The 14,525-nt window shown below is 36.2% G+C and carries 11 protein-coding genes; 2 read left to right on the forward strand and 9 right to left on the reverse strand.

Annotation, left to right across the window (positions count from 1 at the left end):
* Nucleotides 1–830 precede the first annotated feature (830 nt).
* The gene (gene brnQ, locus HMPREF2603_RS02930; RefSeq protein ID WP_002481560.1) at nt 831–2,144 is read left to right on the forward strand and encodes a branched-chain amino acid transport system II carrier protein; all 1,314 of its coding nucleotides are present in this window, start codon (nt 831–833) and stop codon (nt 2,142–2,144) included.
* A gap of 255 nt (nt 2,145–2,399) precedes the next feature.
* Complete coding sequence (locus HMPREF2603_RS02935) at nt 2,400–3,584, forward strand: MFS transporter (RefSeq protein WP_057510217.1); 1,185 nt, start codon at nt 2,400–2,402, stop codon at nt 3,582–3,584.
* An 81-nt stretch (nt 3,585–3,665) separates the two neighbouring features.
* Here the strand turns inward: HMPREF2603_RS02935 and whiA are convergent, their stop codons facing one another.
* The 9 genes from whiA to uvrA form a co-directional block, all read right to left on the reverse strand.
* Nucleotides 3,666–4,610 carry a DNA-binding protein WhiA gene (gene whiA / locus HMPREF2603_RS02940; RefSeq protein ID WP_002481558.1) on the reverse strand — a complete coding sequence of 315 codons (945 nt, stop codon included), beginning with the start codon at nt 4,608–4,610 and terminating at the stop codon, nt 3,666–3,668.
* Nucleotides 4,611–4,628: 18 nt separating this feature from the next.
* On the reverse strand, nt 4,629–5,627 hold the full coding sequence (yvcK, locus tag HMPREF2603_RS02945) for a gluconeogenesis factor YvcK family protein (RefSeq protein WP_002481557.1): 999 nt from the start codon (nt 5,625–5,627) through the stop codon (nt 4,629–4,631).
* Nucleotides 5,614–6,537 carry an RNase adapter RapZ gene (gene rapZ, locus HMPREF2603_RS02950; protein WP_002481556.1) on the reverse strand — a complete coding sequence of 308 codons (924 nt, stop codon included), beginning with the start codon at nt 6,535–6,537 and terminating at the stop codon, nt 5,614–5,616. The genes yvcK and rapZ overlap by 14 nt, the downstream gene beginning before the upstream one ends.
* A gap of 165 nt (nt 6,538–6,702) precedes the next feature.
* Nucleotides 6,703–7,659, reverse strand: coding sequence for a thioredoxin-disulfide reductase (trxB, locus tag HMPREF2603_RS02955; protein WP_023015366.1), 957 nt, complete (start codon nt 7,657–7,659; stop codon nt 6,703–6,705).
* Between the two features lie 106 nt (nt 7,660–7,765).
* Nucleotides 7,766–9,205 carry a tetratricopeptide repeat protein gene (locus HMPREF2603_RS02960; protein ID WP_060804135.1) on the reverse strand — a complete coding sequence of 480 codons (1,440 nt, stop codon included), beginning with the start codon at nt 9,203–9,205 and terminating at the stop codon, nt 7,766–7,768.
* A 20-nt stretch (nt 9,206–9,225) separates the two neighbouring features.
* Nucleotides 9,226–9,708 (reverse strand): acyltransferase, encoded by a 483-nt coding sequence (locus HMPREF2603_RS02965; RefSeq protein ID WP_060804134.1) that lies wholly within the window; start codon nt 9,706–9,708, stop codon nt 9,226–9,228.
* 11 nt (nt 9,709–9,719) lie between these two features.
* Complete coding sequence (gene lgt / locus HMPREF2603_RS02970) at nt 9,720–10,547, reverse strand: prolipoprotein diacylglyceryl transferase (RefSeq protein WP_023015369.1); 828 nt, start codon at nt 10,545–10,547, stop codon at nt 9,720–9,722.
* 5 nt (nt 10,548–10,552) lie between these two features.
* Nucleotides 10,553–11,485 (reverse strand): HPr(Ser) kinase/phosphatase, encoded by a 933-nt coding sequence (gene hprK / locus HMPREF2603_RS02975; protein WP_002481551.1) that lies wholly within the window; start codon nt 11,483–11,485, stop codon nt 10,553–10,555.
* 188 nt (nt 11,486–11,673) lie between these two features.
* Nucleotides 11,674–14,523: an excinuclease ABC subunit UvrA gene (gene uvrA, locus HMPREF2603_RS02980; RefSeq protein WP_002481550.1), complete on the reverse strand. Its 2,850-nt coding sequence runs from the start codon at nt 14,521–14,523 to the stop codon at nt 11,674–11,676.
* Nucleotides 14,524–14,525 lie beyond the last annotated feature (2 nt).

Raw genomic sequence — 14,525 nt, forward strand, 5'->3', positions numbered from 1 at the left:
ATAACATCCCATATTCTCCCTCCGAGGGGGTTATGTAGTTAATATTAATTAACTTGAAACCTTTGAAACGTTGATGTATCAGCGTTTCTTTTATTTTGCTATTTAAGTCATCGGGCAGTTGTTAAAAAATCAAAATAGCTATTAATAAAAAACACCGCTAATAGCGGCGTAAGTTAAAATATTCAAATAATTATTTTTATGTATATAATTTGAAACAATTAACACATAGTATTACTTAAGTTGTTCAATAGCTTTTAGTAAATTGGGTGCTGACTGAGCTGTAAATTTATATTCAGTTGTAAAACTTTTAGTAGCCATATAACTCACTTCTTTCATAATAAAGTTTAATCAAATCCATGAAATACAAAAGCCTGTTCTTATGATTAGTTTTTTAAATTCAACATTAACTTTTCAACAATACCATTGGTTGCTTGTACAAGCACATTTATATTGCAAGAACTACATCATTTTTGAAATTAAATTCAACTTCCTAATATGAACCTCAAAAGAAATGAACTCTCTTAAAAGCAGAGTAGTAATCCATTACACTAATAATAAACTAGGCTCACTTCTTCAATATATATTTTACACTCCAATTCCAATTTATTAATCATGCAATAAATTATCAATTCTACAATTTTTTAGTTACTCTTTTCCCTTTAACACGATATTTCCAATTAATTTCTTTCATTTCATCTAAAATATCTGAATATATGCTTTTTTAATATTTAGAAATGTGTTAAAGTTTATTTGTTTGAAAGAAATTCATCTACATAAATTGTCAGAAATTTTTGTAAATAGAGAGAAGTTTTCAACACCAGGAGGTTATTATGAAAAAAGTAATTCTAATATCAGGTTTAATGCTCTTCTCGTTATTCTTCGGAGCAGGCAACTTGATTTTTCCACCTATGCTCGGATATACCGCGCAAAGCAATATGTGGACAGGTATGACAGGTTTTGCGATTACAGGTATTTTATTACCTTACATCACAGTTATTGTCATTGCCTATTATGATGGTGGCGTGGAGTTTATCGGGGACCGCGTCCATCCTAAATTCGGGTTTATTTTTGCAGTTTGTATTTATTTATCTATCGGGGCACTATACGGGATTCCACGTGCTGCGAACGTGGCTTATGAAATCGGCGCAAAATCGATTCTGCCTATTCACAACACATGGACATTGGTAGGTTTCTCCCTTGTATTCTTTATTGTTGTAGGGTTAATCGCTTTATACCCAACAAAAATTGTCGATAACTTAGGGAAAATCTTAACACCTGCCTTATTATTGATTATTGGTGCTTTATGTATCGCAGCGATTATTAATCCTGAAGGAAAAGTCGGACAACCACATGATAAATATGCGGAAACACCTTTCATTTCAGGAATCTTAGAAGGTTACTACACAATGGACTTAGTAGCTGCTTTAGCCTTCTCAGTCGTTATCGTACAAAGCTTTAAACTCGCGGGTATTTCAGACAGCAAAAAGATAGTGAGAAACGTTATCTTATCAGGTCTGATTTCAGCGTTATTATTAACAGTGATTTACTTCTCATTAGCATACTTAGGTATCACGACAAGCAAACCAGGCTTTGATAATGGCGCAAGCATTCTAACATATAATTCAGTACGATTATTCGGATCATTCGGTAATATTTTATTCGGTATGATTGTAATTTTAGCTTGTTTAACAACTTGTATCGGCTTGGTGAACGCAAGTTCTGCATTCGGATTGAAGAAGTTCCCACAAATTTCATACAAGACTTATGTACTGTCATTCTCAGTAGTCGGATTCTTAATTTCAATCTTAGGGCTCAACATGATTTTACAAATCGCAGTTCCATTACTGACATTTATTTATCCGATTTCTATTGTGTTGGTACTGATTTCATTTGTCGCAATTGCGATTCCGACAAAATTAAAAATCGCTTATATTTTACCGACGATTTCAACATTAATTATTTCAGTACTTGAAATCTTCAACACATTTAAACTGATCAAACCACTAAATGCAGTCTATCAATTCTTGCCATTATCTGATTTAGGATTGGCTTGGTTACTACCATTTATTATCTTAACTGCAATTGGTATTGCGATAGATTTTATGCGCAATAAGAAACATACACAACAACCCGCAACATCTTAATATTGATTGAAATGCCTTTCTCATTTTACGAGAAAGGTATTTTTATTTGACCAAAGCTTATTGTCACAATATTTCAATAATATTTCTATCTATTTCATTATAATTTGTTTGTGTTAAAATGAATCATGCATTTTTAATTTGAAACAAGCATTGTTTCAATCTTCACACTTCCACAACATATATGCGATACACTTATATTAAGGTTCATCAATATAATCTTTATTAAACAATTCATCATAGAAAGGGAGGATATATTTGAAACAACCGTCGCTCAATTATAATTTAATTACGACTGTATTCTTTATTTCAGGTATTGCGGTTATGTGCAGTCTTTACTCTGCCATTCCTTTAATGCCGATTATGGGGAAAGAATTACATTTAAGCGAAGGTGCCACAACATTAATCGGTGTGGTATTCTCAGTTTCTTATTCAGTCAGCTGTATGTTTTATGGAATCATTGCCGACAAGTTTGGTAAGAAGAAGGTCATATTAATCGGCTTGGCTATGCTCACACTTACAACTTTTGCGATCGGCTTTATTCATAACTTTGCGCTATTACTGATTGTACGTGTTTTACAAGGGATAGCTACCGCAAGCTTCTCACCTGTGTCATTAACATATGTGACAGAAGTGTTCCCTATTCATAAACGTGTTACCGCAATCAGTTTTATTAGTACCAGCTTCATGTTATCTGGTGTTATCGGTCAAAACTTAAGTGATATTATCGCCGCACATATGAGTTGGCGTATCGTTTACTTCGTATTGACTGTTGTTTACTTATTACTGATTGTTTGGATTTACAGAGCTATTCCGAAAAGTCCTTATCATATGCCTGATACAAAATTCTCAGTGTTCTTTAAAAACATGAGACATATTTTTGATAATAAAGGCATTGTATTATGTTTCTTTGTTTCATTAACTATCTTAACGTCATTTGTTTCTATGTATGCTCTGCTAAATGAATATTTGACATCTGACCCAATCAACGCTGATTTAACGACAATATCATCAGTGAAGCTATTTGGTTTAATTGGTATGTTATTAGCGTTATCTGCAGGTCGCTTAAGTGATTTCATCGGTGTAAAACGTATTATTCTAATCTCATTAATCACTGCAGGTATCTCATTGATACTGATGGGCGTGACGCACAATCTCATTATCATCACATTATTCAGTGTTATCTTTATCGCAGGTATCTCTTTTGTGATTCCTTCTGTGATATCACAAATCGGTCTACTGACTACTAAAGATAAAGGCTTCTTCTTATCTATCAATACCTTTATGTTATTTATCGGTACAGCGATTGCACCTGTATTGTCTATGCAGTTGTTAAACAATATGCAGTCATTTAAAATGATGTTCATTGTATTATCAATCGTGAATTTCATCGGCTTTATTATAGCTTTAGGAATTCCGAAAAAATCAGTCGTAGATCAATAACGATAAAAAGCAGTCGTAGATCAATAACGATAAAAAGCAGTCACTCATTTCAATTTTCAAATGAGTGACTGCTTTTCTTTATCACATTTCAATATGTTCACCGCTTCTAATCTTATCTGCTAACTCATTCAACTTACGTAAACGATGATTAACACCTGATTTCGAAATTGTGCCTGTAGAAACCATTTCTCCTAATTCTTTTAGAGAGACATCTTGATTTTCCACACGCAATTTCGCAATTTCTCTTAAACGGTCTGGTAAGTTTTCAATGCCGATTTCTTGATCAATCAACTGAATACTTTCAACTTGTTTCATCGCTGCGCTAACTGTTTTGTTTAAATTAGCTGTTTCACAGTTTACTAAGCGATTTACTGAATTACGCATATCTCTGACAATACGCACATCTTCAAATTTCAACATCGCTTGATAACCTCCGATTAAACTCAAGAAATCAGAGATTTTCTCCGCTTCTTTCAAATAAACGATATTTCCTTTTTTACGTTCTAAATGTTTCGCATTCAATTCATATTCATTCATTAAAGCAGTTAAGCCTTCTGAATGGCTTTCGTATAAAGAAAATATCTCTAAATGATAAGAAGATGTTTCTGGATTATTCACAGAACCGCCAGCTAAGAATGCACCGCGTAAATAACTTCGTCTCATTTCATCGTCACGAATCAAATCTAAATCAATAGCGTGTGTAAACACACCGTCTTTTAAGATACCAAGTTCATGTAAGATTTCACGAGACTTCATTTTCGTTCTGCAGATATAAATGTTGTTCTTCTTCAGCTTCATTTTCTTTCGAACAAGAATTTCAACTTCAATATTGAATACTTTCTTAATCAGAGAGTATATACGTCTGGCTGTTGTCGCATTTTCAGTTTGTACATTGATGACAAATTGCTGATTCGACAAACTGAGTGCACCATTCATCCGTATCAATGCGCTAAGTTCCGCTCGCGCATTTTTATCATCGACATCGATTCTTGTCAATTCATTTTTCATGTCTGATGCAAAGCTCATGCCGCGCCATTCCCTTCTTTAAAATTTTCTATTTTTCGGATTAAATTGGATTGTGCTTGTTAAATCAAGTGCCAATTCATAAATCATGCGTGCTAAGCGTGTTGTATTATGGCGCACACGATTTTTCGAAGAAACATGGACTAAATCTTGTGCAGTAATGGGTTCAATACCTGCCGCTTCAATCGATTCTTTATGATAAGTCACAGGTTCTGCCTGTTCTTTATGGTAATTTTCTAAAATGTCTTTACTGTACTGATGATTCTCACAACAAATCACATAATCAATAAAATTTGTTTTCATGTGATTATGCATTGCTTGAATATGATCCATCACATCAAAATGATCTGTTTCGCCATGTTGCGTCATCACGTTTGAAACATAAACTTTAGGTGCCGCACTATCCACAATCGCTTCACCGATACCTGGCACACATAAATTGGAAATTACGCTCGTATACAATGAACCAGGGCCTAATACGATTAAGTCTGCATCTTCTAATGCCTCTACCGCTTCTTCCATCGGCTGCACATCTGCAGGCTCTATAAAGACACGCTTAATTGTTTTTTGACGCTTCGGTATATTAGACTCACCATACACGATTTCTCCATCTTCCATCTCCGCATTTAAACGAATACTAGAATTCGTTGAAGGAATCACGCGTCCTTTGATATTTAAAATTTTACTTAATTCTTTAACCGCATGACCAAAGTCATCCATAATATTTGTCAGTGCCGCAATCAATAGGTTCCCTACTGAATGACCTTCCACTTGATTCTCTTTGAAGCGGTACTGAAACAGCTCCTTTAAAGTCGGTTCTGTATCACTTAAGGCCGCAATAACGTTACGGATGTCCCCAGGAGCGGGAATGTCCATTTCACTTCTGATTTTACCTGTACTTCCCCCATCGTCTGCTACCGTCACAATTGCGGTAATATCGATAGGATAATCTTTTAAACCACGAGCCAATACAGATAAACCTGTACCGCCCCCGATTAATACGATTTTAAGCTTTTTCATTTCTCTCGCCACTTTCGATATGTGCATCTCTATGATGAACGTAAACATTATAGTCGTAACTATCATTCAAGTCTTCGGCTAATCGTTTCGCTAAGGCAACAGAACGATGCTGTCCGCCTGTACATCCGATCGCAATCACTAATTGTGTCTTGCCTTCTTTTTTATAGCCCGGAATCATAAATTTCAATAAGTCTAATAACTTATCATAAAAGATGGCTGTTTCTTGCCATTTCATGACATATTGATATACAGCGTCATCATTACCGGTTAAAGGACGTAACTCTTTTACATAAAATGGATTCGGTAAGAATCTCACATCAAAGACTAAATCTGCATCTTGTTGGATGCCATGTTTGAAGCCAAAGCTCGTTACACTAATACTAAATGTTTCGATATCATCTCTATTAAACAATTTGTTTATTTTTGCACGTAATTCTTTTGGATTTAAGTCTGTTGTATCTATGACAAAGTTCGCAAAACTACGGATTTCAGATAATGATTGACGTTCTTCTCTAATAGAATTAATCAATGAATTTTGACCGTTATCACTTAATGGGTGTGCACGGCGTGTTTCTTTATATCTTGAAATTAATTTTGCTTCACTTGCCTCGACAAACATCACGTCTACTATAATGCGATTCTTGCTGCGTAAAAAATCTACTTCTTTTACTAAGGATTTGAAAAATTCGCGACCGCGTAAATCAATCGCAATTGCTACTTTTTGTAAAGATGGTGTGCCTTGCTCCATCAACTCCACAAATTTCGGCAGTAAAATCGGTGGTAAATTGTCTACACAAAAGTACCCTAAATCTTCTAAACTCTGTAAAACTACAGACTTTCCAGCCCCCGACATACCAGTAACCACTAATAATTCACTCTTATTTACGACTTCATTTTCTTCATGTTGCATAACGACACCATCCTGTAATTAATTCGCTCATAATATCCTTATCTTTATCATAGTATCATATTACATTCTAACTTGAACATGATTACTATGGAATATGTAAAAAGGTTTGAATAGATGCATGGTTTAAACCGCTTCATGCACTACTCAAACCTTCTTCGTTTTTTATTATGCTTCTTCTGCTTCTAGTTTATCTTTCAATTCTTCGATATAGCCTTGCGCATTTTGAGCTGCGATACTACCGTCTCCAGTAGCTGTAACGATTTGTCGTAAACCTTTTTCACGCACATCGCCTGCTGCGAAGATACCAGGAACTTTTGTTTCCATTTCTTCGTTTGTTACGATGTAACCTGCTTCGTTTGTGATACCTAAATCAACAATCGGTGCAGTTAAAGGTTTCATACCGATATAAACGAATACACCATCAGCGTCTAATGTTTCTTCTTTACCATCTACTGTAGATTGTAAAGTAACTGAGCCGACTTTACCGTCTTTTTCATTAATAGATGCTAATGTGTGATTCCAGATAAAGTGCATTTTTTCGTTTTTGAATGCACGATCTTGTAAGATTTTTTGTGCACGTAATTTATCTCTACGGTGAACGACAGTAACACTGTCCGCAAATTTAGTTAAGAAGTTACCTTCTTCTACTGCAGAGTCTCCACCGCCGATAACGTATAAGTTTTTGCCTTTGAAGAATGCACCGTCACATACTGCACAGTAACTTACACCGCGGCCGCCAAGTTCTTCTTCACCTGGCACACCGATTTTTTTGTATTCTGCACCTGTTGCGATAATCACCGCATATGCAGTAACAGATTTATCTCCATAAAAGACTTCTTTAATATCGCCTTTATCTTCAATCGCTTTAATATCGCCGTACTGATAAACAGCGCCGAATTTTTGCGCATGATCAAACATTTTTGTTGATAAGTCAGGACCAGAAATTGATTCGAATCCTGGGAAGTTTTCAACATCTTCAGTGTTTGCCATTTGTCCGCCTGGCACACCACGTTCGATCATTACAGTTTTTAAGTCCGCGCGAGAAGCATATACGGCTGCAGTCATACCTGCTGGGCCTGCGCCGATAATTACAACATCATAATCAGGTTGTTGTTTAGTCATTCTTCTTGCCTCCTAGTATTTAATCACACTCATTATAAGATAGAGCTTTCTTGAAATATACTTTTATGCTCAAATTGTGAATTTTACTATTTTACATACACAACTTTTAAACTTCTAGTAGAATTTCAATTGATTTATTCAAACGGTACATAGATATACCGAACCATTCTGTAATAGCTTTTTTCGTATAAGCATCGGGTCGTGTTTTAAAGAAGAGATATACACACGCTGCCACATACCCTTCTACTTTTTCCAAATCATATTCTTGTGCAATGATTCCTTCAGCTCGATCAATCCAATGTACAAATAAAGATTGATATTCTCTTAAAGCCTCTTTCTCATACAAGGTTAACATGCCTCGATGAATGAAATCTAATTTGACTAATTTCAATCCTTTTATCAAATATGTCAGATATAGTTTTTCGTATTCATTCATCGTTTCTAATACATTCCAAATTTCTTCTGTAATTAATAGTTCTCTGCCATTCATCTGTTCTAATAAGAAAATCCCATAAATACGTTCATGGCTGTCTTCACTTATCAATAGCGGCGCAATATGCGAATGGAAATAGAGATTTTTCTCAGAAATCAACCAAGGTGGCGGTCCTGGAGGTGTATCTGTCATTGCTTCAAACTTTTCCCAAAACACCTTACTTTGCTCTTTATTTCCCAGGTGATAAAAGTTGACGCTTAACGCATGAAACATTTGCATGGAAATGAATTTACCTTTTTTAAACAAAGGATACAATAATTTTTGCGAAGCACTGAACTTTTGTAGATAGCTGAGGACAATACCAAGTTTGAAACTTTCTTCATCATTCATTGGTACAACTTTAGACAATGATTGCAGATAGTTCGGATAAGCTTTGTCATTTGTGTTATAAAGTAATAACGTATAATGACATAATGCATAAACATCCGTCTGATTTTCTTTTAAAAGCTGTTTCAACATATTACGTGCGATATCATAGTTTCCTAAATACAGATGTATCATTGCTAATAAATTGCGTACACTTTCATGCGTACGTACTGTCATTTCTTGGCGTTGAATAAACTTTTTCGCTTCTTCTAGCTTGCCTTGAGAGAAAAGATATTGAAAAATAATCTGAACTGCGAATACTTGGCTCTCTTTTTCAAGTACATCTACATCCTTATAGACAACTTCAAAGGTTTCTTCTAGTTCTTTTCTATAGTCTTCATCCTCTGACAGCAGCACATAATTCATCCCGAAACAAAATGCTTTATTCGGATCTTGTAAATTCGTATATATTTGACTGAGTTGATAATAGGATGATTCTACATGTTCACCTTTCGCAATGAAATCATAATAACGTCCAACAACTTGCTTAGCTTGCCCCACTTCAGTCAGTGCGGTTGTATAATCTTGAAGCGCTTCAAAGTCAGAAGGCGACAATTCAAGGACTTTATGATAGTACTCTGCGGCTTTTTGATAATCTCTATGTTTTAGTTTTGACGCTGCCAGTCGTTTAAAAAGTGATGCATCTTGCGTCATTGGAATCACTTTTTTAGATGGTTCTGATGTCATTGTATTGCCCCTCCTCTCACTTATAATCTGATCTGCATGGGATTGCCGAAAGCTAAAGCGCCATCTGGTACATCTTTATTAACTACCGTACCTGCACCGATTTTGACATGACTACCAATTTTAACCCCAGGTAAAATTGTCACATTGGCACCGATTAATGTATGATGACCGATTTCAACTTTTCCCACTCTCAACTCTGAAACTAAAAATTCATGGGTCAATATTGTTGTATTATACCCTATCACACAATTATCTCCAACTTGAATTAGATGCGGATATAAGATATCCGGCATCACTTTATAGGCAAAAGCTGTGTGCTTTCCAACCTGCATACCTAAACAAGCACGGTAAATCCATCGTTTTAATTTCAACGATGGAATATACCGTGCAATTTCAATCATAATCGTTTGTCTAAACGCTTTTTTCACTGTGATAAAATGATACATTCTCCAAAGCGGATTAATCTTCGATTGACTGCCCGCTACTTTTTTATAACGTCTCATTTAATCTCCTCTTATTTCGGCCATGCCAAGTTTCTGGCATCTTTAAATTTAGGTGGTTGTTTCTTCATTCGACGATAGATAATCATAACGACACTGATAATAATCAAGATAACAGACATCACCTGTGCCACTCTGATATTGCTTGTCAACATTAAACTATCTGTACGCATACCTTCGACAAAGAATCTGCCGATTGAATACCAAATCAAGTATAAGAAGAATGTTTCACCAATTCTTAAGTGCTTACGTAAAAATAGTAATAACGCAAAGCCAAGCACATCCCAAACTGATTCATATAAGAAAGTCGGTTGATAGTACTGGCCATCAATATACATATTATCAATAATAAATCTTGGAATATGAAGGTTCTCTAGGAAACTTTGAGACACAGGTCCCCCATGTGCTTCATGGTTCATAAAGTTCCCCCAACGTCCAATACCTTGCGCTAAGATAATACTTGGTGCAACAATATCTCCAATTTGCCAAGGGTTATGATTGTTCATTTTACACACAATAATGCCTGTGATAAATCCACCAATCAAACCACCATGAATGGCGATGCCGCCATGCCATATCATCGGTATCTCTGAAGGATTTGCGGCGTAGTATGGCCATTGGAAAATCACGAAATAAATCCGTGCTGCCACAAAGCCGAAAATAGCACTCCAAAAGATAATATCAATCAATGCATCTTGATGATAGCCTACTTTCTTTGCTGTCGCCTGCGCAATAAAATAACCTAATAAGATCCCGAAGGCAATAATAATCCCATACCATCGCACATCAATCGGGCCTAAGCTGAAGGCCACCGGATCAATATAACCTAAGTTAAACAACATCTAGCTTACTCCTCTTTGTGTTCATTTTTTCTAAGTATTTCGGCATTTAAACGTTCGTTAAATTCTTCAGCTGTATTGATGCCCATAATGTTCAAGCGATAATTCATCGCCGCAACTTCAATAATAACTGCCACATTTCTGCCCGGTCTTACCGGAATTGTTTTCTTTGTGATTTCAGTATCTAAAATACGTAAGGTTTCTTCATTCAAACCTACACGGTCGTATAGCTTATCTTTATCCCAGTTTTCCAAATTGATATTCAAACCGATTTTCTTCTCTGTCAAAATCGAACCTGCACCAAATAACGTCATTACGTTAATAATCCCAAGTCCTCTGATTTCTAATAAATGTTCGATTAATTTCGGTGGTTTACCAATCAATTCATCTTTCGTGATTTCACGAATCTCCACATTATCATCCGCAACAAGACGGTGTCCACGTTTTACTAACTCTAACGCTGTTTCACTTTTACCGATACCAGAATCACCAGTAATTAAAACACCTACACCATATACGTCTACTAATACACCATGTAAAGATGTTGTTTTCGCAAGTTCATGTTCAAGATATGTAGTTAATCGGCTCATTAAACTTGTTGTCGCATCTTTAGATGTGAGTAATGGTACACTGAGCTCTTGTGCCGCATTGACTAATTCTTCTGGCGGCTCAATATCACGTGTAACGATAATTGCCGGTGTATCAGGACGGCATAACTTACGTAATCTGCCTTGTCGTTCTTTATCTGGTAATAAATTATAAAATGATAATTCAGTTGTCCCTAATAATTGAATACGGTCAGACGCATAATGCGAAAAGTACCCCGCCATTTCCAAACCTGGGCGTGAAATATCTGTATTATGAATCGGACGATCCAATCCTTCTTCTCCGGCTACTAAATTTAACTTGAATCTGTTTACTATAGCTCTAGCACTTAACATATTTTCACCTCAATCAACATTCTTCGTTATATGCTCATCTCTATCATATCAAAAAAGAATGCAGAAACGTTATTGGTTTTATCTCTATTCATCTTATCATTTCTTATATGTGTTCAAAAATCAAACTTTTTTCTTTGAAGTCATAAAAAAAGACATTCCACTGCTTTAAGTGAAATGTCTTAATCTGGTTATTGACTTGTTTGTGCTGCATCACGTTCTAATACTGTTTTCAAATATTTGCCTGTATAAGAATCTGGAGATGCGGCGATTTCTTCAGGTGTACCTGTCGCAACGATTGTTCCTCCGCCATCGCCGCCTTCAGGACCTAAATCAATCAAGTAATCTGCTGTTTTTATGACATCCAAGTTATGCTCAATTATCACAACAGTATCTCCGTTATCTACAATACGATTCAATACTTTTAATAAACGACGAATGTCATCCACATGCAGACCTGTTGTTGGTTCATCTAAGATATAGATAGAACGGCCTGTTGAACGTTTATGCAGTTCTGATGCGAGTTTCACACGCTGAGCTTCCCCGCCTGACAATGTCGTCGCAGGTTGGCCGAGCTTCACGTAACCTAAACCAACATCGACTAATGTTTGTAGCTTACGTTTGATTTTAGGGATATTTTCAAAGAAATGTGTCGCATCTTCAGCGGTCATTTCTAATACTTCAGAGATATTTTTACCTTTATAAGTCACTTCTAACGTTTCACGGTTATAGCGTTTACCGCCACATACTTCACAAGGTACATACACATCTGGTAAGAAATGCATTTCAATTTTGATAATCCCGTCACCTTTACATGCTTCACAACGTCCACCTTTAACGTTAAAGCTGAAACGTCCTTTTTGATACCCTCTGATTTTCGCTTCGTTTGTTGATGCGAAAACATCACGGATATCATCAAAAACGCCTGTGTAAGTTGCTGGGTTTGAACGTGGTGTACGTCCAATTGGGGATTGGTCAATATCAATCACTTTATCAAGTTGATCAATACCTTCAATTTTATCCACTTTACCTGGTCTGATTTTCGAACGGTTTAATTTTTGTGCCAATGTTTTATACAGTACTTCGTTCACTAATGAACTTTTACCTGACCCAGAAACACCTGTAACAACAGTCATTGTAGAAAGCGGGAAATCTACATCTACGTCTTTCAAGTTGTTACTGCTGGCACCGCGTACTTTTAGTTTACGGTCTGTCACAGGTCTGCGATGTTCTGGGACTTCAATACGTTTCTTACCGCTCAGATACTGACCTGTTAATGATTTAGAATTACGCATGACTTGTTTAGGTGTACCTGCTGCGACAATTTCACCCCCGTAATCGCCGGCACCAGGACCTACGTCTACAAGATAATCCGCTTCTCTCATCGTATCATCATCATGTTCAACCACAATCAGCGTATTACCTAAATCACGCATTTCTTTCAATGTGTTGATTAAACGATCATTATCTCTTTGATGTAAACCAATAGAAGGCTCATCTAACACATATAATACGCCCGTTAAACGTGAACCGATTTGTGTGGCTAAACGAATACGTTGCGCTTCACCACCAGATAATGTACCTGATGAACGATTTAACGTTAAATAATCTAAACCAACGTTATTTAAGAAATACAATCTTGAGATAATTTCTTTCAAGATTAAATCTGCAATCTTACGGTCTTGTTCAGATAAATCGATGTTTTCGAAGAAATGCAATGCTTCTTTAATGGAATACTCTACAACTTCTCCGATATTCAAACCTGAAACATACACAGATAATGCTTCTTGGCTTAAACGTTTACCATGACATGTTTCACAAGGTAATTCCGTCATATATTTCTGCATCATTTCACGAACATATTCTGATGGAGATTCATGATAACGACGTTCAATGTTCGGCACAACGCCTTCAAACTCCATCGTTCTTGTGCGTGATGCACCATTACGTTGTTCGAAAGTAAAAGTAATCTCTTTACCTTTTGAACCGTATAAAATGATGTCTTTTTGACGGTCAGTTAATTTTTTAAACGGTCTGTCCATATCAATTTTATACACTTCTGCGACACGTTTTAATAATGTCGGATAGAAGTCAGAACTTTTTGGTTCCCAAGGTACAATCGCACCTTCACGTAACGATACATTCGGATCTGGAATAACCAAATCTACGTCTACTTTTAATTTTTGTCCTAAACCATCACAAGTTGGACATGCACCGAATGGGCTGTTGAAACTGAACATACGCGGTTCTAACTCACCAATGCTGAATCCGCAAATCGGACAAGCATGATTTTCAGAGAATTTTAAAGGTTCTCCGCCAATCACATCGACTGTTAAGTTCCCTTCTGCTAGTTCTAACGCTGTTTCAATAGAGTCAGCCAGACGTGATTCAATACCTTCTTTCACCACAAGACGGTCAACAACAACTTCAATCGTATGATTTTTATTCTTATCTAGTTCTGGCACATCATTGATATCATGAATGTCACCATCTACTCTGACACGTACATAACCTTTTTTACTGATATCTTGAAGCAGTTTTTCATGTGAACCTTTGCGGTGATTCACAATTGGTGCCATCAACTGAATTTTAGTACGTTCTTCTAACTCTAAAATACGGTCAGCCATTTGTTGTACTGTTTGTGATTCAATTTCAATACCATGATGTGGACAAAATGCTTTTCCGACACGTGCATATAATAAACGAATATAATCATAAATTTCGGTTACCGTCGCAACCGTAGATCTCGGGTTTTTACTTGTCGTTTTTTGGTCAATCGAAATTGCCGGAGATAACCCTTCAATCGTATCAACATCCGGCTTATCCATTTGTCCTAAGAATTGACGTGCGTAAGCACTTAATGATTCTACATAACGGCGTTGTCCTTCTGCATAAATCGTGTCGAAAGCCAAAGATGACTTACCTGAACCTGATAGTCCAGTCATCACAATCAATTTATTTTTAGGCAATTCCACATTGACACTTTTTAAATTATTTTCACGTGCACCTTTGACCACAATAGATGGATCTTTCTTACTCACAC

This window comes from Staphylococcus sp. HMSC055C03, from assembly GCF_001809385.1.
Classification (GTDB): Bacteria; Bacillota; Bacilli; order Staphylococcales; family Staphylococcaceae; genus Staphylococcus; species Staphylococcus simulans.